Annotated in this window: 22 protein-coding genes; 16 read left to right on the forward strand and 6 right to left on the reverse strand. The window is 47.6% G+C overall.

Annotated features, from left to right (window positions below; translation table 11 throughout):
• The first annotated feature begins 83 nt into the window (after positions 1 to 83).
• The 15 genes from ihfB (at position 84) to PMYSY11_RS09085 (ending at position 16,514) form a co-directional block, all read left to right on the forward strand.
• Complete coding sequence (gene ihfB, locus PMYSY11_RS09015; RefSeq protein WP_150548946.1) at positions 84 to 368, forward strand: integration host factor subunit beta; 285 nt, start codon at positions 84 to 86, stop codon at positions 366 to 368.
• 108 nt (positions 369 to 476) lie between these two features.
• Positions 477 to 1,523: an LPS O-antigen chain length determinant protein WzzB gene (locus tag PMYSY11_RS09020; protein ID WP_150548947.1), complete on the forward strand. Its 1,047-nt coding sequence runs from the start codon at positions 477 to 479 to the stop codon at positions 1,521 to 1,523.
• 56 nt (positions 1,524 to 1,579) lie between these two features.
• The gene (locus PMYSY11_RS09025; RefSeq protein WP_150548948.1) at positions 1,580 to 2,830 is read left to right on the forward strand and encodes an oligosaccharide flippase family protein; all 1,251 of its coding nucleotides are present in this window, start codon (positions 1,580 to 1,582) and stop codon (positions 2,828 to 2,830) included.
• Positions 2,831 to 2,881: 51 nt separating this feature from the next.
• Positions 2,882 to 3,898, forward strand: a complete 1,017-nt coding sequence (locus PMYSY11_RS09030; protein WP_150548949.1) for a glycosyltransferase family 2 protein — start codon at positions 2,882 to 2,884, stop codon at positions 3,896 to 3,898.
• Positions 3,895 to 4,899 carry an EpsG family protein gene (locus PMYSY11_RS09035; RefSeq protein WP_150548950.1) on the forward strand — a complete coding sequence of 335 codons (1,005 nt, stop codon included), beginning with the start codon at positions 3,895 to 3,897 and terminating at the stop codon, positions 4,897 to 4,899. The genes PMYSY11_RS09030 and PMYSY11_RS09035 overlap by 4 nt, the downstream gene beginning before the upstream one ends.
• An 81-nt stretch (positions 4,900 to 4,980) precedes the next feature.
• Positions 4,981 to 6,198, forward strand: coding sequence for a glycosyltransferase (locus PMYSY11_RS09040; protein ID WP_150548951.1), 1,218 nt, complete (start codon positions 4,981 to 4,983; stop codon positions 6,196 to 6,198).
• Positions 6,185 to 7,219, forward strand: a complete 1,035-nt coding sequence (locus tag PMYSY11_RS09045; RefSeq protein WP_150548952.1) for a polysaccharide biosynthesis protein — start codon at positions 6,185 to 6,187, stop codon at positions 7,217 to 7,219. The genes PMYSY11_RS09040 and PMYSY11_RS09045 overlap by 14 nt, the downstream gene beginning before the upstream one ends.
• 3 nt (positions 7,220 to 7,222) lie before the next feature.
• Positions 7,223 to 8,341, forward strand: a complete 1,119-nt coding sequence (gene wbjC, locus PMYSY11_RS09050; RefSeq protein ID WP_150548953.1) for a UDP-2-acetamido-2,6-beta-L-arabino-hexul-4-ose reductase — start codon at positions 7,223 to 7,225, stop codon at positions 8,339 to 8,341.
• Positions 8,342 to 8,364: 23 nt separating this feature from the next.
• On the forward strand, positions 8,365 to 9,495 hold the full coding sequence (gene wecB / locus PMYSY11_RS09055; protein ID WP_150548954.1) for a non-hydrolyzing UDP-N-acetylglucosamine 2-epimerase: 1,131 nt from the start codon (positions 8,365 to 8,367) through the stop codon (positions 9,493 to 9,495).
• 5 nt (positions 9,496 to 9,500) lie between these two features.
• Positions 9,501 to 10,733: a glycosyltransferase family 4 protein gene (locus PMYSY11_RS09060; RefSeq protein ID WP_150549690.1), complete on the forward strand. Its 1,233-nt coding sequence runs from the start codon at positions 9,501 to 9,503 to the stop codon at positions 10,731 to 10,733.
• Positions 10,733 to 11,332: a sugar transferase gene (locus tag PMYSY11_RS09065; protein WP_150548955.1), complete on the forward strand. Its 600-nt coding sequence runs from the start codon at positions 10,733 to 10,735 to the stop codon at positions 11,330 to 11,332. The genes PMYSY11_RS09060 and PMYSY11_RS09065 overlap by 1 nt, the downstream gene beginning before the upstream one ends.
• Positions 11,329 to 11,946 carry an acetyltransferase gene (locus PMYSY11_RS09070; RefSeq protein WP_150548956.1) on the forward strand — a complete coding sequence of 206 codons (618 nt, stop codon included), beginning with the start codon at positions 11,329 to 11,331 and terminating at the stop codon, positions 11,944 to 11,946. Before PMYSY11_RS09065 ends, PMYSY11_RS09070 begins: the two co-directional genes overlap by 4 nt.
• A 10-nt stretch (positions 11,947 to 11,956) precedes the next feature.
• Positions 11,957 to 13,129, forward strand: coding sequence for a DegT/DnrJ/EryC1/StrS family aminotransferase (locus PMYSY11_RS09075; protein ID WP_150548957.1), 1,173 nt, complete (start codon positions 11,957 to 11,959; stop codon positions 13,127 to 13,129).
• Between the two features lie 532 nt (positions 13,130 to 13,661).
• Positions 13,662 to 15,590 (forward strand): polysaccharide biosynthesis protein, encoded by a 1,929-nt coding sequence (locus tag PMYSY11_RS09080; protein WP_239655563.1) that lies wholly within the window; start codon positions 13,662 to 13,664, stop codon positions 15,588 to 15,590.
• Between the two features lie 120 nt (positions 15,591 to 15,710).
• The gene (locus tag PMYSY11_RS09085) at positions 15,711 to 16,514 is read left to right on the forward strand and encodes an SDR family oxidoreductase (protein WP_150548959.1); all 804 of its coding nucleotides are present in this window, start codon (positions 15,711 to 15,713) and stop codon (positions 16,512 to 16,514) included.
• Positions 16,515 to 16,555: 41 nt separating this feature from the next.
• Here the strand turns inward: PMYSY11_RS09085 and rfbD are convergent, their stop codons facing one another.
• From rfbD to rfbB, 4 genes are all read right to left on the reverse strand, one after another.
• On the reverse strand, positions 16,556 to 17,434 hold the full coding sequence (gene rfbD / locus PMYSY11_RS09090; protein ID WP_150548960.1) for a dTDP-4-dehydrorhamnose reductase: 879 nt from the start codon (positions 17,432 to 17,434) through the stop codon (positions 16,556 to 16,558).
• Positions 17,435 to 17,436: 2 nt separating this feature from the next.
• A complete protein-coding gene (rfbC, locus tag PMYSY11_RS09095) occupies positions 17,437 to 17,979 on the reverse strand; it encodes a dTDP-4-dehydrorhamnose 3,5-epimerase (protein ID WP_150548961.1) in 543 nt (180 codons plus the stop codon).
• Complete coding sequence (gene rfbA, locus PMYSY11_RS09100; RefSeq protein WP_150549691.1) at positions 17,976 to 18,854, reverse strand: glucose-1-phosphate thymidylyltransferase RfbA; 879 nt, start codon at positions 18,852 to 18,854, stop codon at positions 17,976 to 17,978. Before rfbA ends, rfbC begins: the two co-directional genes overlap by 4 nt.
• Positions 18,855 to 18,922: 68 nt before the next feature.
• Entirely contained in the window at positions 18,923 to 19,981 is a 1,059-nt protein-coding gene (rfbB, locus tag PMYSY11_RS09105; protein ID WP_150548962.1) for a dTDP-glucose 4,6-dehydratase, read from the reverse strand.
• 222 nt (positions 19,982 to 20,203) lie between these two features.
• On the opposite strand from rfbB, the gene PMYSY11_RS09110 reads away from it, so the two are divergent.
• A complete protein-coding gene (locus PMYSY11_RS09110) occupies positions 20,204 to 21,379 on the forward strand; it encodes an MFS transporter (RefSeq protein ID WP_150548963.1) in 1,176 nt (391 codons plus the stop codon).
• A 31-nt stretch (positions 21,380 to 21,410) separates the two neighbouring features.
• Here PMYSY11_RS09110 and PMYSY11_RS09115 read toward each other — a convergent pair whose 3' ends face one another.
• Positions 21,411 to 21,647 carry a YheU family protein gene (locus PMYSY11_RS09115; protein WP_069900481.1) on the reverse strand — a complete coding sequence of 79 codons (237 nt, stop codon included), beginning with the start codon at positions 21,645 to 21,647 and terminating at the stop codon, positions 21,411 to 21,413.
• Positions 21,648 to 21,767: 120 nt separating this feature from the next.
• Positions 21,768 to 22,964 carry an osmoprotectant NAGGN system M42 family peptidase gene (locus PMYSY11_RS09120; protein WP_069900480.1) on the reverse strand — a complete coding sequence of 399 codons (1,197 nt, stop codon included), beginning with the start codon at positions 22,962 to 22,964 and terminating at the stop codon, positions 21,768 to 21,770.
• Positions 22,965 to 23,017 lie beyond the last annotated feature (53 nt).

Here is a 23,017-nt window from a genome sequence, read left to right on the forward strand (position 1 = left end):
TTTTATATACTGTTCAAAATTCTGAAGGCGTGCTAAAACCTTTATATCGAGTGATCTAGCTGCTTGAAAAAGAAGGGAAAACCATGACCAAGTCAGAGTTGATCGAAAGAATAGTAACGCACCAGGGCCAGCTCTCATCCAAGGATGTCGAGCTAGCCATCAAAACCATGCTTGAGCAGATGTCCCAGGCGCTGGCTACCGGAGAACGGATTGAGATCCGAGGCTTTGGCAGCTTCTCGCTGCACTTCAGGGCGCCACGAGTAGGGCGTAACCCGAAGACAGGACAGTCCGTCTGTCTGGATGGCAAATTTGTACCGCACTTTAAGCCAGGGAAGGAACTCAGAGACAGGGTGAATGAGGAAGAGTGATGGTCAATGCATTTCAGTGATAATCATCGCAAACGATGTAGTTGTAAAAATAAGGTTATAAGAAGAGTTAACCAAAATAAAGCTACTTTATTGAAATGGGGCGCATGAATGTACAAAGAGTCAAATATGTCGAGTGCCAACGACGAAGTAAATCTTGTTGAGTTGTATAGAAGTTTATGGCGCCAAAGGATATTAATTATATTGATTGTAGGTTCAATTGTTTGCGTCGGTATCGCATATATATTGTTTAGCACTAAAATTTATGAAGCAGAGTACGTAGTGCAACCACCTTTCCAAGGAGATATTGCTAGTCTCAACTATGGGCGTGGTGGTGATAGTGGACTGTCAATGATTACTGTTGATCAAGTTTATGATGTTTATGTAAAAAAATTGAAGTCAGACAATTTACGCAGAGATGCTTTTGAAAAGATATTCAAGAAGAGTAGTGCTGATAAAAAAGAATTAATTCCAGCGAACGCACAGTACTCAAACTTCATAAATTCAATACAAGTTAAGTTCATGGGGCAAGATCAGGGAGGGCGATATAAAATTTTAGCAAGGACTGCTAGCCCTGATGACAGTGTTCGGTTAGTAAATCTGTTAGCGGCAATGTCTGCTGAAAAAGCAAAAAAAGAATTACTTGATGGTGTTTATAGTGATGTAAAAATTAAAGCGGATAACTTAGAAAGTTTGATTAACAATGAAAAGTCAATAGCTCGGCGAGAGCGTGAAGATGAAATTATTAGACTGAAAGAGGCTTTGAAGGTCGCTAAATCTATTGGTCTAGCGAATCCACCGGTGCTGGCAGATGATTTCCGTACGGAAGTATCTTCAAGTGCAATGATTGGGACGTTAGTATATATGCGCGGTAGTAAAGCTTTGGAAGCAGAAATTGAAAATTTATTAAAACGGGCTAGCGATGATCCGTTTATAGAAAACTTGCGCTCAAAACAGGAAAAATTGGATTTTTATAGGTTGTTTAGCGTTAATGAGAAAAGTGTAAATGTATTCAGACAAGATGGGATTGTAGAGACGCCTTCTAGTCCTGTAAAACCTAGATCAATAATTGTTTTAGTATTGAGCCTGATTTTGGGGTTGGTTTTTGGTGTTTTCGTTGCAACTCTTAAATATTTTACAAGTCCTATCAAAGCTTGATATAGCTAGTCCAATATCATATTTTTTGAAAAATTATGATGCGCGTGAGGTTATAGTTGAATCTTAAAGAAGCTATAAAGCTGCTCAAGAGCAATGTGGAGGTAGTGAGTAATTATACTTATATGACGATACTGCAAGTTGTTAACTCTTTTTTTTATATCCTCATATACCCATTTGTGATTTCAGCTATAGGTGTTGAAAGTTATGGCCTTTATGTTTATGCAGCTAGTATTTCAACATATTTTTTTGTTCTTGTAAGTTTTGGGTTTGATATACATGCAGCTAAGTTAGTATCCATTGATCAAAAAGATAATGTTCTGCATGTGAAAATATTGTCAACGGTAACTGCTGCGAAACTAATCTTAGCTTTGGTCTCTATAAGTGTTGGTGTTGTTCTGTATGCTATAGTTCCTTTTGTTGAAAGCAATAAGGCTCTTTTTACTATTTGTTTCAGTAATATACTGTCTTCAGTATTTTTACCTACTTGGTATTTCCATGGGGTGCAAAAAATGAAGATCGTGACGTTTATACAGTTGATTGCGAAGTTTTTATCTCTCCCGATCATTTATATGGTCTTGTCTAGGGATCCAGTCGTAGATGCATATGCACTGATAGTGGTCGCTACTAGCATAGCTGCTTCGTTATTAGCATTCCTCTCCGCATTAATGATGATGAAAGAAAAATTGGTTATGCCTTCTCTGGGGGATGTGTCAAAAATGATGAAAGATTCTCAGCCATTTTTTTGGTCAAGTGCAACTAATACATTCAAGCAAAAGAGCGTCGAAGTTATAATTGGCTCTTTGTTCGGTATGACGACGTTGGCAGTCTATGACTTGGCTTATAAGATTTTTTCTGTTCCAAGTTTATTAGCATCAAACATCAATGCTGCTATTTTCCCTAAGCTAGTTAAGGGTGCTGATAGGACTATCATAAATAAAATTATTAAGGTTGAGTTTGTTATTGGTGTTATATGTATGATCTCTGTGGGGGTTGCTGGCTACTGGGTGATACAAGTTATCAATATACCAGGAATGCAAGATGCACACTTTCTATCGATGCTATTAAGCGTGAATATAGTTACATATCTTGTAGTTGGTAGTCATATATACTTTATTTATGTTCCCCGTGATCGATATGATCTTGTGTTGAATAATCAGGTAGTTTCTGTTTTGACATTCTATCTATTGAGTGTGGTTTTTCTATGGTTATATTGGGATGTATATTCCGTGGTGTCGGCGTTAGTAGGGTCTGCACTTTTCGAAATAATGTATAGTTACTACTTGGTTAGGAGAGTGGAGCGTTATTAGTAACCTCCCGTCATGCTTATTGAGAATCTATATTTTCGAGATTTGAGCCCTATGGAAAATTTCAGTGTACCTGTAGTCTTGTTTCTATTTAAGAGAGTGGATAAGCCTCTTGAAATCATGAATCAGATTGCGAAGATTAAGCCTACAAGAATTTATCTGCTGTCTGATGGCGGGCGAGATCCAGGTGAAAAAGCGCTAGTCGAGCAATGCCGTGTTGCCGTAGAGCAGGCTATTAACTGGGAATGTGAAATAGTTAGAAAGTATGAAGCTAATAATGTTGGGGTATACAGGAATATAGCTGAAGGAGCGAAATGGGTATTCGAGAGAGAAGAGTTTGCTATTTTTCTAGAAGACGATAATTATCCTGAGTTATCTTTCTTTAGATTCTGTGAAGAGTTGCTTTTGCGATATAAGGAAGATCGACGTGTTCTCTGGATATGTGGCACCAACTATTTAGAAAGTTACATTGCTCAAGATGGGGCAAGTTATGTATTTACAAAGAACATGATGCCTTGCGGTTGGGCGTCGTGGAGGGATAAATTCATCGATTTTTATGATGGCGATATGGATTTATGGCGTGATAAGTATATAAGAACGAGAATTAAAGAAGAGTACCATAATCAAGACCTATATTATCAAGATAGTTATAATCTAGACTACGAAATAGACTTCAAAAAGAAATACGATAGGTATTACTCGTGGGACTATCAAATGGCTCTTGCTATGAGGGTTCATAATGTCTGTGCGATTGTACCAACCATAAACCAGATTAAAAACATAGGAGCAGATAGCGATTCCACTCACGGTGGAAGTGATATACAAGATTTAATGGTTGAAAGATTTTGCGGTCTTCAGACATCGGAGATCAGTTTTCCACTAAAACATCCCAAGTCGATGTTAATTGATATACCTTTCGAGGTTCAAGTTTCAAAAATAATATTAAATCCAAATTTCAACTCCTTGAGATCACGAGCGTCGAGAGGGATCAGAAAACTATTTGATATTGATAGGACTGAAAGTATATATCACTTCATCACTGGAGTATTGTTCAAGAGCTTCAGACGATGAGTAAGTTGCGCTTCCTGTCAGTGAATTCCGTATTCTTTCTCTTCGCTTTCATGTGGTTATTGTATGGTTGGAATGGTTGGAATGGAGACCGAGATGCATATGAGTTGTATTATAATACAAGAACTACGCTGGGTGATTGGGGTAGAGAAATTGGATATGGTTATTTGAATATTACTGCCAATTCCCTTGATCTAAAATTCCAACACTTTCAAATAGTCGTTGCATTTATAACCTTGGTTATATTGTTGGATTATTTTTTAAAAGCATATAAGCATCCGTTGGTTTGTACTATTCTTTTCTTTCTACTTTTTTTTCCGCTAGATTATGTGCTGATGCGTAATTTTCTAGCGTTCGCTGTTTGTTTGCAGGCAATTCATGTGTTGATGACTAGAGGGGCTAGAATTCTTTACGTTGTACTAATACTTGCTGCGTCTACTATTCATCAGTCGTCTGTTTTTTTATTGGTCTTTCTTGGCTGTGGAAGCAATAGGGTAACTCCAGCTTTAAATTTTATTTTTATGCTCTTGCTGTTCTACATATTCTACTTTGTTCTTAGGTCTTTAATTGTGTTGCCCGATGGCATTGCTGCTCATCTAGCATATTATGCTACGTCTCTTAAAAGTTCTCTTGCTAATGTTGGTGTGCATTTATTTTCGACGCTCCTTATGTGTGCTGCACTATTGGTTGAGAGGAAGAGTTTGTTGTCGATTGAATGCAGGTTTGTACGAGATCGACAACTTGCTTTTATGTTCAATTTTAATATTTTTTCGCTATTCCTTGTGGTGCTATACTTCGAGTCTGAAATCTTTGTCCGTCTTTTACGATTCATCATTTTCTTGAATTTAATGTTTTGCTTGAACTCGCTGTTCATAAAGAGGCAGGATTATTTATTCATATTGCTATATATTCTTATTTTCTCTTTGTATGCGGTGCTTTTTTTTATTGCGCCGGTTGCTGGGTTATCTATCGAGCCGATGATGTATAGAAATTTGATAATGTGAATACTCGCCTAGGTCTGGTTTGTATGGTCGAGATAGTAAAATTAAATTTGGTTTGTACTTTATTGTGAAGGTGGCTTTAACATGGAAATTGTGTTTCTTGGTGGTATTTTCTGTGATGAAGATAAAGAGCAAGTTCTAGAAAGCTCAAAAGGTACCATGCAGTATGCTGCTGACACTTTACAGAAAAACTACCTGCAGGGATTTTCCTCAATTAGTTCGATTCACACCGTTTCAGTCATTAATCTTCCTTTCTTAGGTGCATATCCTTATCGGTATTCGAGCTTGTTTTACTCGCCCGTATCGAAGAGAGGTTTATTGGGTGGCGTGAGAGTTTATAATTATAAATTTATAAATTTAATTTTTGTAAAAAATCTTCACAGGTTTATCGTTGCTCTGAAAGGGCTTCTTTCTAGATTGCCTTCAATCCGGAAAGGAGATGCTATTGTTGTGTGCTACTCAATGCATCTTCCTTTTTTGCTCGCATGCCTTGTTGCCAAATGTATCTCTAGAAAGTTTCATTTTTGTATAATTGTTCCTGATTTGCCTGAGTATATGGCTGTGAGGAAAGGCTTCTCTTCATTTATGCACAAGATACTGTCTATTGCTTCATATTCAATAGTGGCTCGAGCAGATAGCGTGGTCGCTATTACTAGACCGATGCTTAATAAATTAACACAAACGCGTCTTGCTGTTGTCATCGAAGGGATAGCCGATGAGCGTTTTCTCGCTAAGAAGGTGGATCTACGCAAAGATAAATACTTTCTATATTCAGGAACTTTGGATCGGCGCTATGGTATAAGAAATTTAATCGACTCTTATTTGCGTTCTGGTGTGCTAAGTCATGAATTATATATATGTGGAGATGGTGATGATCGTTCGTACGTTGAGCATCATGCTAGGCTGAACCATCGGGTCAAGTATTTTGGGCAACTCGATAGAGACATTGTCTTGGATATGCAACTGGGTGCGTGTTTGTTGATTAACCCGCGTGATAATGAATCTGACTATACTAAGTATTCATTTCCATCCAAAGTCATAGAGTACATGTCGTCAGGTGTCCCGCTATTGATGTATCGGCTTGATGGAGTCCCGTGTGAGTATTATAATTACTGTTACGAAATACCATCCACACCTGATGGTCTTAAAGATTCTTTAGTTCGAATTTCCCGGCTTTCGGATGAGGAGTTGTCACAAAAAGGTGGTTCTGCAAAACAATTCATAATTGAGAACAAGATGCCTGTAGAGCAGGTTTCTAAATTGATCAATATTATCAAGGGAGATTGCTGTGTTCAAAAATAAAATATTATTGATTACTGGTGGGACGGGTTCATTTGGTAATGCAGTTTTATCTAAGTTTCTTAGCTCAGATATCTCTGAAATCCGCGTATTCAGCCGTGATGAAAAAAAACAAGATGACATGCGCAAGCGTTATGCCAATCCAAAGCTAAAATTTTATATTGGCGATGTACGTGATTTTCAAAGTATTTTGAATGCTACTCGGGGTGTTGACTATATATTTCATGCCGCAGCACTAAAGCAAGTACCCTCTTGTGAGTTTCACCCATTAGAGGCTGTAAAAACTAATGTATTGGGTACTGAAAACCTCCTTGAGGCGGCGATACAGAATAATGTTGCTCGCGTGGTCTGTCTAAGCACGGACAAAGCTGTTTACCCAATCAATGCAATGGGTATCTCCAAGGCCATGATGGAGAAGGTCATGGTTGCTAAGTCTCGTAATGTAGATAATGGTAAGACTGTCATCTGCGGGACTCGCTATGGAAATGTTATGGCATCTCGAGGTTCAGTAATTCCTTTATTTATTGAACAGATACGTGCGGGGATACCGTTAACTTTGACCGATCCCAATATGACACGTTTTATGATGACTCTATCTGATGCCGTAGATCTCGTGCTGTACGCATTTGAGCATGGCAACAATGGCGATATGTTCGTGCAAAAGGCCCCAGCTGCCACTGTGGAAGTTTTGGCCAAAGCGCTGACTGCGTTGGTCGGAAAGCCTGAACATCCGATTCAGGTTATCGGTACGCGACATGGTGAAAAACTTTACGAGGCTTTGCTCAGCCGAGAGGAAATGGCCTGTGCAGAGGACCGTGGCCAGTACTTCCGAGTGCCACCGGATTTGCGTGATCTGAACTACGGAAAATTTGTAGAGCAGGGCGAGGAGAAGATTTCTCGTACTGAAGATTACAACTCTCATAATACTGAGCGTTTGGATGTTGAGGGTATGCAACGATTATTGCTCAAGCTGGACTTCATGCGTGCGATCCAGCGTGGCGAACACGCAACCGCTGAGGAATAAACAATGAAAGTGCTGATCACTGGCGCCGATGGGTTTATTGGTAAAAACTTGCTTTCACACCTTGCTGTGCGTGATGACATTGAGGTGTTGCGTTTTACGCGCGCAGACTCGATGGACACACTGCCAGTTTTGGTGGAACAGGCCGATTTCATTTTTCACCTTGCGGGAGTTAATCGTCCTGAAGATCCGGACGAGTTCAAGCGGGGGAACACGGATCTTACTCGTGCGCTCTGCGCTGCAATCGTCAGAGATGGGCGTCAGACCCCATTGCTCTATACCTCATCAATTCAGGCAGAATCGAGCAATCCCTATGGTGTGAGCAAGCGCGGTGCAGAGGAGGCCATACAAACACTGGCAGACGAGCATTCTTCGCCTGTCTACCTGTTTCGTCTTCCGAATGTGTTTGGTAAATGGGCGCGTCCTAACTATAATTCCGCCGTGGCGACATTCTGTCACAACATCTCGCGTGATTTGCCGATACACATCAATGATCCTCATCATTGTATCAGTCTCGTATACATAGACGATGTTATTCAGCACTTCATCGAGGTGATGGACGGTAAGAGGTTTGGTGAGTCATTCATTAATATCTCACCTGAGTACAAAATTACTGTAGGTGAGCTTGCCGATCAGCTGTGTATCTTCCGCGACAGCCGCATGTCCATGATTACCGAACCTGTCGGCTCGGGACTGATCAGGGCTCTATACTCCACTTATCTTAGTTATTTACCGCCAGAGCGTTTCACCTATGACGTCCCAAAATACGGTGACTCTCGTGGTGTATTCGTGGAAATGCTCAAGACCAAGGATTCTGGTCAGTTCTCCTTCTTTACTGCTCATCCGGGCATTACCCGCGGTGGACACTATCATCATTCAAAAACTGAGAAATTCCTGGTTATTAAAGGCCAGGCTTGTTTTCGTTTCCGCCAAATCATAACTGGTGAGTTTTACGAATTGATCACTACTGGCGATACGCCCCAAATTGTAGAAACAGTCCCAGGCTGGACTCACGACATCACCAACACTGGTGAAGAAGAAATGATCGTGATGCTTTGGGCTAATGAAATTTTCGATCGTGAGCACCCCGATACCTTCACCTGTGCTGTAGGTACTGAGGCATGAACGATTGTAAACAGGATGGCGCAATGAAGAAGTTGAAAGTTGTTACGGTTGTAGGTACCCGTCCGGAAATCATTCGTCTTTCGCGCGTACTCGCCAGTTTAGATGACTGCTGTGATCATGTATTGGTTCACACAGGGCAAAATTACGATTACGAATTGAATCAGATTTTTTTTGATGACTTGGGTATTCGCAAGCCGGACTACTTTCTTAATGCCGCTGGAAGTAGTGGAGCGGAGACCATCGGCAATGTAATTATTGCGGTAGATCGCGTGTTGAATGAGGTGAAACCTGAAGCTTTATTGGTTTTGGGAGATACTAATAGTTGTATGGCTGTCATTTCGGCCAAGCGTCGTAAAATCCCCACCTTCCATATGGAAGCTGGCAATCGCTGCTTCGATATGCGCGTACCTGAAGAGATCAATCGGCGCATCGTTGATCATACGGCAGATATTAATCTTACCTATAGTACCATTGCTCGTGACTACCTTCTTCGCGAAGGGCTGCCTCCAGATATGGTTATCAAAACTGGTAGTCCAATGTTTGAGGTTCTAAATCACTACCGTGACGGAATTGAATCCTCTGATGTGTTGCAGCGTCTGGGCTTGGAACCTGGGAAGTTTTTCGTCGTAAGTGCGCATCGTGAAGAGAACATCGACTCTGATAAAAATTTTCTTAAGCTAGTGGACGTGCTTAATACAATTGCTTCACATTATGGGTACCCTGTAATTGTATCCACTCATCCCCGTACTCAAAAGCGCGTAGATGCAATGGGGGCGGTATTCCATTCCAATGTGCGGCTACTCAAACCACTAGGGTTCAAGGATTACAATAAACTGCAATTGGCCTCCAAAGCTGTGTTGTCTGATAGTGGCACTATCAACGAAGAGTCATCAATTCTGAATTTCCCTGCATTGAATATCCGGGAAGCCCATGAGCGCCCGGAAGGTATGGAAGAGGCGGCAGTAATGATGGTCGGTCTTGAAGTCGATCGTGTACTACAAGGCCTACGAGTATTGGAGAGCCAAGGGCGAGGTGCAGAACGTAGCCTACGTTTGGTGGGTGATTACAGCATGCCTAATGTCGCCGATAAAGTAGTGCGTGTCATTCATAGCTATCGTGATTACGTAATGCGCACTGTTTGGAAGAGGTACTGAATCGAGTGGCCATCCGAGTTCTCTTGCTAACTCAGTGGTTTGAACCTGAGCCTACTTTCAAAGGTATGGACTTTGCCCGTGAGCTGGTTAGGCAGGGATTTCAGGTCGAGGTGGTGACTGGCTTCCCTAATTATCCGGGCGGTAATATCTACCCCGGTTATAAGCTTAAGTGGCTGCAGCGCGAGCTAATTGAAGGAGTTCAAGTCACACGGGTGCCGCTCTACCCAAGCCATGATGAGGGTGCTATTGGCCGTGTACTCAATTATGTAAGCTTCGCTGCAAGCTCATTGTTTTACGGTTTGTTCGCAGCTAAACGTCCTGATGTAATCTATGCGTATCATCCGCCTTTGACGGTGGGTATCACAGCAGTACTGCTTCGCCTGTTTCGTCGTGTTCCAGTTGTTTACGATGTTCAGGATATGTGGCCCGATACGCTGCGGGCAACAGGTATGTTCTCCAATGAGAGAGCGTTGAAAGTCGTATCGTCAGTATGTAATTGGGTCTATCGTCGTGTTGATCAGTTGGTTGTCCTATCACCAGGTTTCAAGCGCTTGTTGATCGAAAGAGGCGTTCCTGAAAGTAAAATCGAGTTGATCTACAACTGGTGCTCTGAGCAGTCGTTGGCTGCTCCGCAGGGAGTTAGCCCAGTAAGCTTATTTGGCTCAGATAAGTTTACTATCTTGTTCGCTGGAAACATGGGCAAAGCTCAATCGCTCGATGCAGTTCTTAGCGCTGCTGCGTTGCTGCAGCAGAACGCCCCACAGTTGCAGTTCGTTTTTCTTGGCGGAGGTGTAGAGGTGAAGCGTTTGCAACAATTCGCCAGTGCTGAGTGCCTTACTAACGTCATTTTTCTACCTCCCGTATCAATGGCAGAGGTAGGCAGTTACTTGTGTGCTGCTGATGCCTTGTTGGTGCATCTGAAAAAGGATCCGTTATTTACAATTACAATCCCTTCCAAGACACAGGCTTACATGGCCGTTGGTAAGCCGATTTTAATGGCCGTAGATGGTGACGCCGCAGATTTAATACTGGACAGTAACTGTGGTCAGATTGCTGAGTCGGAAAACCCTCAGGCTATTGCTGATGCTGCGCTAGCATTGATGGATGCTGGTCCGGACGTGCGCGATTCGATGGCCAATAACAGCCGCCGTTTCTACCAAGAGATGCTTTCCTTGAGCGTTGGCGCAGGCCGTTTTGGGTCGATTTTCAAGAAACTAGCTGGTGAAAAGAAAAAATAATGTTAAAGCGTTTTTTCGACATAGTTGCTTCGGCAATTGGTTTGCTTTTGCTCTCACCTGTGATTGCGTTGGTTGCGTTACAAATTGGCCGTAAAATAGGTAGTCCGGTTTTTTTTCGCCAAGTTCGGCCGGGACTGAATGGAAAGCCATTCGAGATGATTAAGTTTCGCACCATGCGCGATGCTGTAGATGCGGCGGGCAATCCATTACCAGACTCAGAGCGGATGACTCCTTTTGGTAGTTTGCTGCGTTCTACGAGTCTGGACGAGTTGCCTGAATTATGGAATGTGCTAAAGGGCGACATGAGTTTGGTTGGCCCGCGTCCGCTTCTGATGGAGTATCTGCCACTTTATAACCCAGAGCAGTTTCGACGTCATGAGGTGCGGCCAGGTGTAACAGGGTGGGCACAAATCAATGGTCGTAACTCGCTTGGTTGGGAGGAAAAGTTTGCACTGGATGTCTGCTACGTAGATAGCCGCTCATTCTGGTTTGATATGAAAATCATCTTGCTAACCCTCAAGCGGGTTGTTGCTCGCGATGGCATTAGTGCAGACGGAGAGGTAACTATGGCCAAGTTCACCGGCAGTAAGACTAAATGAAGTTGGCGATTTTGGGTGCTAGCGGACATGGCAAGGTGGTCGCGGACACCGCAGAAAGCTGTGGTTGGCAGCTAATTGAATTTTTTGATGATGCTTGGCCAGGACTTCATGCAAATGGCGTGTGGCCAGTCGTAGGTGATACGGCGGCTCTGATACGCCGATTAGCAGATTTTGATGAGGTGCTGGTTGCTATCGGTAATAATCGTATCCGTCACAATAAAATACTTGAGTTAGGTGAAGCTGGAGCTAACTTGGCTACTCTCGTCCATCCTGCCGCCATGGTGAGTCGTTATGCCGCTATTGCTGAGGGGACGGTGGTATTTGCCGGAGCGGTGGTGAATGCTGATGCACGTATCGGACAGGGGGGCATTCTCAATACGGGTTGTAGCATTGAACATGATTGTGTCTTGGGCTCTGCGGTACATGTTAGCCCCGGCGCACGGCTTGCTGGTGGTGTGCATGTAGGTGACTTCAGTTGGATCGGTATTGGCGCTAGTGTGCGACAACTTGTTCGGATCGGCCAGCGCGTGATGATTGGCGCCGGTTCTGCGGTCGTTTGTGATATTCCGAATGATGTAACTGTAGCTGGCGTGCCAGCTAAAAGAATGAGGTAACCAAAGTATTATGCTCAATACCCCGTTTTCTCCATGGCCTAGCTTTAGCGAAGAGGAAGCTAATGCCGCTCGCGATGTTATTCTTTCTAATAAAGTTAACTACTGGACAGGCCAAGAGTGTCGCGAGTTTGAGAAGGAATTTGCTGCTTGGTCTGAAACCGATCACGCTATAGCCTTGACCAACGGCACTGTTGCACTCGATTTGGCCCTGATGGCTTTGGGTATCGGTCCGGGTGACGAAGTTATTGTAACGCCACGTACCTTTCTGGCTTCGGTTTCTTGCATCGTTAATGCTGGGGCGACTCCTGTGTTTGCTGAAGTAGATCGGGACTCTCAGAACATCACTGCTGAGACGATTCGCGCAGTGCTTACATCGAGAACGCGAGCAATAATCTGTGTGCATCTGGCTGGTTGGCCCTGCGATATGGATCCAATTATGGCCTTGGCCAAGGATTATGGCGTAAAGGTGATTGAAGATTGCGCACAAGCACATGGAGCATATTACAAAAACAAACCTGTCGGATCTATTGGCCACATAGGGGCTTGGTCTTTCTGCCAAGATAAGATCATGACCACAGGTGGCGAGGGCGGTATGGTAACCACCAAGGATCGTGACTTGTGGTTGCGAATGTGGTCGATCAAAGATCACGGAAAAACCTGGGAGGCGGTTTATGAGCGCCAGCATGCACCAGGCTTCCGCTGGTTACATGAGAGGTTTGGTACTAACTGGCGGATGATGGAAGTACAGGGGGTGATAGGTCGTATTCAATTGCAACGAATGAAAGTTTGGCAAGCTGGTCGATTAGCCAATGCAGGGCGTATCTGGTCGACTGCTCGTGAGCTCCCTGGTTTGCGTGTGCCTAATCTGCCGGTGGATATTACCCATGCTGCTTATAAATGTTACGTGTTCGTTGAGCCTACTCGTCTGAAGAAAGGCTGGGATCGGGACCGTATTATTAATGAAGTACTTGCACGAGGCGTGCCTTGCTTCTCGGGCTCTTGCTCTGAGGTTTACCTAGAAAAAGCATTTGAAAACACGGGCTGGCGCCCAAAAGAGCGGCTAGCTGTTGCTAGGGAGTTGGGTGAGACCAGCTTAATGTTTTTGGTTCACCCGACCCTAACCCCGGCTGAGATCGACAAGACGTGTGGAGTTCTTTCAGAAGTCATGCTTGAGGCTTGTTGAGCTGAGTGTGTTGAGACCGTGTGACTTGGATGTTGGCCTCAGTGCGCACTGAGGCCTTTATCTTTTTCAGTGAACAACCTCTTTTATGTCTAATGAAGGTTGTCAATTTTTAGTACTGGTGTCACTTACAAAAATTTGGGTGTCGATCTTATGAGGCATAGTTTGTACGTGGAGAAGAGCGCCAGCCATATGCTTCTTCCATAATTGAGAGTTCTTACTGTATGTCAATCTTACCGCTGAATGCACCTATATAAAATAACTCTGTTTAGTGGACAGCTCAATATGTTTATTCGGTCATAATGTTGGCTGCCTAGCCCAGCAATCCTTACCGATGAGAGTTTGAGTGATACTATTCATCTACTTGGATAGTGCGTCGACTATGATACCTAGTGGGTTTATTTTGTTAGCACAGTAATTGATTTTTTAGTGCTATTTGGAATGTTGAGGGATTATTTTGTTAGGACTAACTGGGAAATTACGTAACCGCTTGGTCAAATTGCCTACGCGCTACAAGCGGTTGATCCAAGTAGCAATGGACATGCTCTTGGTGTGGTTCGCTTTATGGCTGGCATTCGTGGTCCGCCTCGGCAGCAGTGATGGGGTAGAGCCATTTTCAGGGCATGCTTGGTTATTTGTGACTGCCCCCTTGATCGCTATCCCACTGTTTGTTCGCTTTGGAATGTACCGGGCCGTCATGCGATATTTTGGTAATGATGCGCTTATTACTATTTTCAAAGCGATTAGTGTTTCAGCGTTATTACTCGCTCTCACAGTCTATTGGTACCAATCTTCTGCGGTCATAGTCCCTCGCTCTGTAGTCTTCAACTATTGGTGGCTTAGTCTTGTCATGATCGGTGGTCTCCGCTTGATCATGCGGCAGTATTTCATGGGTGATTGGTATGTCGCGTCTCAGCAGGTCCCATTCCTTAACAAAACTGAAAATCTTCATAAAGTAGCGGTCTATGGTGCTGGTGCAGCTGGCAACCAGCTTGTGGCTGCTTTGCGGATGGGCCGTGTTATGCGCCCTGTCGCTTTCATTGATGACGATGGCGACATCGCTACTCGTGTTATTGCTGGGATAAAGGTCTATAAGCCCAAGCACATTCAACAAATGATTGATGACACCGGTGCGCAGGAAATACTGCTGGCTATTCCTTCAGCTACTCGCGTTAGGCGCCGCGAAATTCTTGAACATCTGGAGGGTTTTCCGTTACACGTGCGCAGCATTCCCGGCTTTATGGATTTGGCCAGTGGCCGGGTCAAGGTTGACGATGTTCAAGAGGTTGATATTGCAGATCTGCTTGGTCGTGACTCTGTGCCACCACGTGAGCCACTCTTCGAGCGTTGTATTCGTGGCCAAGTCGTTATGGTTACTGGGGCTGGAGGTTCAATTGGATCTGAGTTGTGTCGCCAGATTATTGCCACTGGCCCAACTACTCTGATTCTGTTCGAACACAGTGAGTTCAACCTGTACAGCATTCATGCAGAGCTTGAGCAGCGTGTAATTCGCGAGTCGCTTCCGGTGAAATTGGTTCCTATTCTAGGTTCCATTCGTAACCCCGGTCGCCTGCTCGACGTGATGCGCTCTTGGAAAGTAAATACTGTTTACCATGCCGCTGCCTATAAGCATGTGCCTATGGTTGAACACAATATCGCCGAGGGTGTTCTTAATAACGTTATCGGTTCAGTAAATACTGCTCAGGCGGCCCTCAAGGCTGGAGTTGAACATTTCGTTTTGATTTCAACGGATAAGGCGGTGCGACCAACTAATGTGATGGGCAGTACCAAACGCCTCGCTGAGATGGTTTTGCAGGCACTTAGTCAGGAGTCTGCCCCCGTTCTTTTCGGTGATAACGAAACGGTGCATCACGTTAATAAGACCCGGTTTACCATGGTTCGTTTTGGCAACGTTTTGGGTTCATCCGGTTCAGTGATCCCACGATTCCATGAGCAAATCAAGCATGGCGGCCCGATCACGGTTACACACCCAAACATCACTCGTTATTTCATGACTATCCCGGAAGCGGCCCAGTTGGTCATTCAAGCTGGGGCAATGGGCTTGGGTGGCGATGTTTTCGTGCTCGATATGGGAAGCCCGGTTAAGATCGTAGATCTTGCGGAAAAAATGGTTCACTTGAGTGGCCTTAGTATCCGTTCAGAGAAGAACCCGCACGGTGATATCACCATTGAGTACACCGGGTTACGGCCTGGCGAGAAGCTCTACGAGGAATTGCTGATTGGTGACAACGTCAGTCCTACTGAGCACCCAATGATCATGCGAGCCAGCGAAGAGCACCTGGCTTGGGACGAGTTCAGGCGTGTATTAGAGGAGTTGGTCAGCTCTGTTTCTCGCGACGACTATGGCCGTGTACGCCAACTACTGCGTGAAACGGTTAGTGGGTATAAGCCAGATGGTGAAATCGTTGACTGGATTCATCAACAGCGTCGGTTGGAGCCTTGATTCTGTATTGAAATGCTGTGGTTTGTCCTGATCATTCAGGAGGTTAATGTTGCATAGGCGTAACTATATATTTGGTTACACTGAGTAGCATTAACCACAGCACTACAAGGCGACCTCTGTATGCACAATCGCATCATGATTACTGGCGCAGGTTCAGGCTTAGGCCGCGAAATTGCGTTACGTTGGGCGCGTGAAGGCTCTCAGCTTGCTCTCTCAGATGTTAACGCTGAAGGTTTAGCTGAAACCCTTGCGCTGGTTCGTGATGCTGGCGGTGATGGCTTCACCCAGCGCTGCGATGTACGCGACTACAGCCAACTGACCGAGTTCGCCCAAGCCTGCGATGAAAGGTTCGGCGGTATTGATGTGATCGTCAATAACGCTGGCGTTGCTTCTGGTGGTTTCTTCAGCGAGCTTTCGCTTGAAGATTGGGATTGGCAGATTGCCATTAACCTGATGGGGGTGGTTAAAGGGTGTAAGGCCTTTCTGCCATTACTTGAGCGTAGCAAAGGTAAAATTATCAACATCGCATCCATGGCAGCCCTGATGCAAGGTCCGGCTATGAGTAATTACAACGTGGCCAAGGCAGGTGTTGTAGCGCTTTCTGAGAGCTTGTTGATAGAGCTTAAGGACCAGGGAGTTGGGGTTCACGTTGTTTGCCCTTCGTTCTTCCAGACCAATTTACTGGATTCATTTCGTGGCCCAACCCCTGCGATGAAAGCACAAGTAGGCAAGCTGCTTGAGAGTTCGCCGATCAGTGCGCAAGATATCGCTGATTACATTTATCAGCAGGTGGAACAGGGAGAATTTATGATTCTGCCGCATGAGCAAGGTCGAATGGCTTGGGCGCTTAAGCAGCAGAACCCGCAGATGCTCTACGATGAGATGGCCAAAATGGCCGGTAAAATGAAGGCGAAGAGCAATTAATCTACGCAAAGGAGGAGCGTTTATCGCTCCTCTTTTTCATTTCAAATAGCCATTCCCTTGAGCATTTCCCTAAGCTCATCCTGCCAGTCACTCTGCGTAATACTCAGCTTCTCTTCAATCAAGCAGCAGTCCATGACAGACCAGCTCGGGCGGCGTGCCGGTGTCGGGTAGTCCTGCGTATTGATTGGGTTCACCTGTGGTGACTTTGTCAATATCTTCAATGCAACCGCCTGGCTAAAGATCTCTTCTGCAAAACCATGCCATGTTGTAGCGGGCATGTTGCTGAAGTGATAGGTGCCCCAGTTCAATTTTCCATTGTTACGGTAATGGCTGGCGAGTGACCACAGTGCTTTGGCAATGCTGGCTGCGGAGGTCGGGCAGCCATGTTGATCTGCTACCACGCCTAACACATCACGGGTTTGCGCCAGGCGAAGCATGGTTTTCACAAAGTTATTACCTTGAGCACCAAACACCCAGCTTGTGCGCATGATTACGTGCTGGGTGCACACCTTGGCCACAGCCAGTTCACCTGCAAGCTTACTGGCTCCGTAAACGCCGGTTGGGCCGGTTGGGTCCGTCTCTTTATAGGGCGTGCAGGCATCGCCGCTGAACACATAATCGGTAGATATATGCAGCAGCGGGATACCGAGCGTTGCAGCTGAAGCGGCCAGGTTTTCAGCGCCTTTTGCGTTAACGGCATAGGCGCGTTCGCTGTCTGTTTCCGCTTTATCGACCGCGGTATAAGCGGCTGCGTTAATGATTAGCTGCGGCTTGAATTCGCCAATCCGGCTGACGACCTGCTCTGGGTTGCTGATATCCAGTTCGTTCGAGCCCAGGCCTATCACCGAAAAGTCAGCAGGTGCCAAGCGAGTGAGTTCCTGCCCAACTTGACCCTGAGCGCCGGTAATCAATACGCGCATGTTCAGCCCTCTTTGCCGAGCAGTTGTTGCAATGTCGGGTTGAGCTGGTCTTTACCGGATAGCAACGGCTGCTCGATTGGCCAGGGAATATTCACCTCGGGGTCGTTCCAAATCAAACCGCCTTCGTCTTCCGGGAAGTAGAGGTCGGTACATTTGTACTGAAAGTCTGCGACCTCACTTAATACACAAAAGCCGTGAGCATAGCCTGGCGGCACCCAGAGTTGACGATGGTTTTCATCGTTCAATTCAACGCCTACGTATTGTCCGCAGGTGGGTGATTGCGGATTAATATCGACTGCAACGTCATACACCGAGCCTCGGCTGACGCTCACGAGCTTGCCTTGCGGGCGAGTGCGCTGAAAGTGCAGGCCGCGCAGCACGCCGCGCTGCGAGCGTGAGTGATTATCCTGGACGAAGGGCAGGTCAATCCCGGCATCTCGATAGCGCTCGGTCTGGAAGCTTTCGAGGAAGAAGCCTCGATGATCGCCAAATACTTTGGGCTCGATGATAAGTACGCCTGCCAGTGCCGTTTCTATTACCTTCACTGTGCTTTCTCCTGCTCAAGCAGTCGGGCCAGATACTGCCCGTAGCCTGTTTTGCTCAATGCTTGTGCTTGAGCAGATAGCTGCTCGGCTGAGAGCCAGCCCTGCGCATAGGCGATCTCTTCGAGGCAGGCGACTTTTAGCCCCTGGCGCATTTCAATGGTATGCACGAACTGGCTGGCTTCCATCAGCGAGTCATGGGTGCCGGTGTCCAGCCAAGCAAAGCCACGGCCAAACATGCTGACGTGCAAGTCGCCGCGTTGCAGGTAGGCGTTGTTGACATCGGTGATCTCAAGCTCCCCGCGTGCGGATGGCTTGACGTTCTTGGCGATCTCAACCACTGAGTTATCGTAGAAATACAGGCCGGTCACTGCATAGTTGGACTTCGGCTTGGCTGGCTTCTCCTCAATGGAGATCGCCTTGCCTGTTTGGTCAAACTCGACAACGCCAAATCGCTGCGGGTCGCTCACATGGTAGCCAAATACAGTGGCTCCCTGGGTTCTGCTCGCGGCTTGTTTTAGCATTGCGCTGAAACCGTATCCGTAAAAGATATTATCGCCAAGTATCAGGCAGACATTGCTGTCGCCAATAAACGTTTCGCCAATAATAAATGCTTGCGCCAAGCCATCGGGCGAAGGTTGCTCGGCGTAGGTAAGTTCCAAGCCAAACTCTTCGCCGTCGCTGAGCAGCTTGCGAAATTGGGGGAGATCTTCAGGCGTCGAGATGATCAAAATTTCACGAATCCCCGCGAGCATCAACACGGACAGCGGGTAGTAAATCATCGGCTTGTCATAAATTGGCAAGAGCTGCTTGGACACACCACGGGTAATGGGGTGCAGGCGCGTGCCGGAGCCGCCAGCGAGGATGATACCTTTCATGGAAACGTCCTTTTTGATTCTGTTTGATAGCTGCAGCAGGGCGGATTCAATTTTGCCCTGCAGCTCAATTAGAGTGTGTCGCCGAGCCGGCCAAGTCGATAATCGCCTGACAGCACGCGTTGCCACCAGTCTTTATTGTCGAGGTACCAGTGCACCGTCTTGCGCAAGCCGCTGTCGAAGGTTTCTTGCGGCGCCCAGCCTAATTCACGCTCGATTTTGGAAGCGTCAATGGCGTAGCGCAGGTCATGACCCGGGCGGTCTTTAACGAAGGTGATCAGCTCCTTGTAGCTTTGTTTTGAGGGTTGTGGCACCAGTTCGTCGAGCAGCTCACAAATGGTTTGCACAACCTCTAGGTTGCGCTTTTCATTGTGCCCACCAATGTTGTAAGTCTCTCCAACAGCCCCTCTGCTTACCACTTCAACCAAGGCGCGGGCGTGGTCTTCGACATATAACCAGTCACGTATTTGCGAGCCGTCTCCATAAACCGGCAACGGTTTGCCCGCCAATGCATTGAGAATTACGTGAGGAATCAACTTTTCCGGGAAGTGGTACGGGCCGTAGTTGTTCGAGCAGTTGGTCAGCAGCACCGGCAAGCCATAGGTACGCTGCCATGCCCGGACCAGGTGGTCGGAGCTTGCCTTGGAGGCGGAGTAGGGCGAGCTGGGCGCATAGGAAGTGCTTTCGGTGAACAGGTTTTCGGTGCCTTCAAGGTCACCATAGACTTCATCGGTGGAGATGTGATGAAAGCGAAAGCCGCTCTTTTTATCATCAGCCAATGCGTTCCAGTAGCGACGTGTGGCCTCCAGCAGGTTGTATGTGCCGACAATGTTGGTTTGGATAAACTCGGCAGGGCCATCGATAGAGCGGTCTACATGGGACTCGGCTGCGAGATGCATGACTGCACTGGGTTTGAATTCAGCGAATACTGCATCCAATGCAGCGCTGTCACAGATATCAACCTGGTAAAAGCTGTAGCGCGATGAGTCCCTCACATCAGCAAGCGATTCGAGGTTGCCTGCATAGGTCAGCTTATCGAGGTTGGCGACGACGCACTCTGTGTTCGTAATTAGGTGTCGAACTACAGCAGAGCCAATAAATCCCGCGCCGCCCGTTACAATAATCCGCATTGATGCCTTCTCCGCCAAAGCTGCATTCCAACTACATTGAGCTGGAAACCAAGCTCTTCATCTTACCCCATCTTTGCACACGGTTCTTCAAAGGCCTTTTTCTGTGATTTCAGTAGAGCTGCCAATTTGACTTAATGGTCAGCTTTTTATGATTAACACTTGCTGATAATCAGGCCGATGGTTAGGGTTACCTGCTACTTATCGAATCATTTGGAATCCCCCGTGAAGCCCGCATCACGCCCCTTACTCTTTGCCGCGTTAATTCTTGCTGCAGTCAATCTGCGCCCTGGTATCACCTCGTTTGCACCTTTGATCGAGCGGATCGCCAATGAGCTTTCACTGAGCCGTAGTGTGATTAGCTTGAGCACGGCGCTGCCGGTGTTGTGCATGGGCTTGTTGGCACCTTTTGCGCCGCGTCTTGCGGTGCGGTTTGGTCTGGAGCGTACGATTACCTTTTGTTTGGGCTTGATTACTTTGGCTCTGGCTTTGCGCCTTGCGGGTGATTCGAGTGTACTGCTGATCAGCACGGCTGCCTTGCTGGGGGCGGGGATTGCTGTGGCTGGGCCACTGCTTTCGGGCTTTATCAAGCGTCATTTTGTCAGCGGGGTGGGGCAGGTTCTCGCGTGGTATTCCTTGAGCATGGCCATTGGCGGTGCTGCAGGGGCGGTGCTGACTTTTCCTCTGATGGAGTTATTTGGGCTTGGCTGGGTGGGTGGTTTAGCCGTTTGGGCGGTGCCGGCATTGCTGGGCGTAGTGTTGTGGTTATTTATTCCAAACACGCCAGAGGTTGCGTCGCAAAAAAGCGCCGCTGTTGAGTCCGTCGGGCTGCCGTGGAATAAACCCAGGGCCTGGCTGATCAGCGGTTTTTTCGCGATTCAGGCGGGATTGTTTTACGCGCTGGCAACGTGGGCGGTTGCGCGTTATCACGAAGCCGGTTTGTCGATGAACCACAGCAATGCGCTGTTCGGCATGATCATGCTGATGGGCTTGCCCAGCGCCTTTATCATGCCCTGGCTCGCTCAGCGTTTTGACAGTCGCCCGCAGTTGTTGATCTTGTGTGGTGTGGTTACAAGTGTTTGTCTCGCCATGATCAGCTTTGCGCCATTGCTTGTGCCCGAGGTTTGGGCTGTCGCGCTGGGGCTTTCCTTGAGTGGCTCATTTTCGCTGTCGTTGGTGTTGCCGCTTTACGAGGTCAATACACCGTTGGCCGTGAGTCGCTGGACTGCGATGATGCTGTTTATGGGCTACAGCGTTGGCTCGCTCACGCCTGTCTTGAGCGGTTTGGCGCGGGACTTATCGGGCAGCTATCAATTACCGTTTGTGGTGCTCATGTGTCTGGCTATGCTGATGACTGTTCTTGCGATATTGATGCTGAAGGGCCGTAAGCCTGCTGATTGATCCGCGCATGCGTAGATTCATGCGCGTGCAATCACTCTAGGTCTTCCAGCCATTCTTTTGGCACATCGTGTTTGAGTGCCAACTGGCACTGCTGGCTTTCCGGGTCAAAAACGATAACTGCCTGACCTTTGTCCAGTGCATGACGTACGCGCTGCACGCGTGTTTCCAGCGGGGTCTCATCACCGTTGTCGGTGCCGTCGCGGGTGACGAAGTCTTCGATGAGGCGGGTGAGGGTGTCGGCGTCGAGCATGTTGGCGGGGATTAGCACGGTGTGTTCTCCAGTGAACTGCCGCGATGCTAATGCGCAGAGGTCGCGCAGTCGAGTCTGTAGTTGGCTAAATAGTCTGACGTGGCAGGCAGCCCGATAACAGGCTGCCGCCTCGCCAGACTATTTGCGTTTTTTCTTCGCAGGCGTCGCCAGCACGCTATCCACCGATGGCACGCGGGTGTCGCTGGCCATCTGGGTTTGATGCTCGAGTTGATGGCTGAAGCGCTCCAACGTGCCTTCTGCGGGCTGGGCATCGCTGGCGAATACCGGCGGGCTCAACAGGTAAGCGCCCAGTAAGCGGCTGAGCGCGGCGAGGCTGTCGATATGCGTGCGTTCATAGCCGTGGGTGGCGTCACAGCCGAACGCCAGCAGCGCGGTGCGAATGTCGTGGCCGGCGGTCACCGCGGATTGCGCATCGCTGTGGTAATAGCGGAACAAGTCGCGGCGCACCGGGATTTCATTCTCCCCGGCCAGGCGCAATAACTGCCGCGACAGGTGATAGTCGTACGGGCCGCCGGAGTCCTGCATCGCCACGCTCACGGTATGCTCGCTGGACTGCTGGCCTGGCGCCACGGGGGCGATGTCGATACCGACAAATTCACTCACATCCCAGGGCAACGCGGCGGCAGCGCCAGAGCCGACTTCTTCGGTGATAGTAAACAGTGGATGACAGTCGATCGGTGGTTCTATGCCGCTGTCCACTACGGCTTTCAGGGCTGCCAGTAGCGCGGCGACGCCTGCTTTGTCATCCAGATGGCGAGCGCTGATGTGCCCGCTTTCGGTGAATTCTGGCAGCGGATCGAAGGCCACGAAATCGCCCACCGATACTCCCAGACACTCGCTGTCGGCACGGGTTGTGGTCATCGCGTCGAGGCGCAGTTCGACATGATCCCAGGTCACGGGCATCTGGTCGATTGCGGTATTGAAAGCGTGGCCAGAGGCAAGCAAAGGCAACACGCTGCCGCGCAGTACGCCGTTGTCGGTGAACACGCTGACGCGGCTGCCTTCGGCAAAGCGGCTCGACCAATGGCCAATCGGGGCCAGACCCAGGCGGCCATTGTCCTGGATGATGCGGACACTGGCGCCAATGGTGTCGAGGTGGGCAGAAACGGCGCGATCCGGGCTTTGCAGCTTGCCCTTGAGCGTGGCGCGGATGGTGCCGCGGCGGGTCATTTCAAATGGGATGCCAAGCTCATTCAACTGTTCGGCGACGTAACGCACGATGGTGTCGGTGAAGCCTGTCGGGCTGGGAATAGCGAGCATCTCAAGCAGGACTTTTTGCAGGTATTCGAGATCTGGCTGCGGTAGTTGGCTCATAACTCTCCTTGATTCGCGAAGCCGCACTGCGCGCGCTTAGCGCAGCGGCAATG

Source organism: Pseudomonas marincola, assembly GCF_900682675.2.
GTDB classification, from domain to species: domain Bacteria; phylum Pseudomonadota; class Gammaproteobacteria; order Pseudomonadales; family Pseudomonadaceae; genus Aquipseudomonas; species Aquipseudomonas marincola.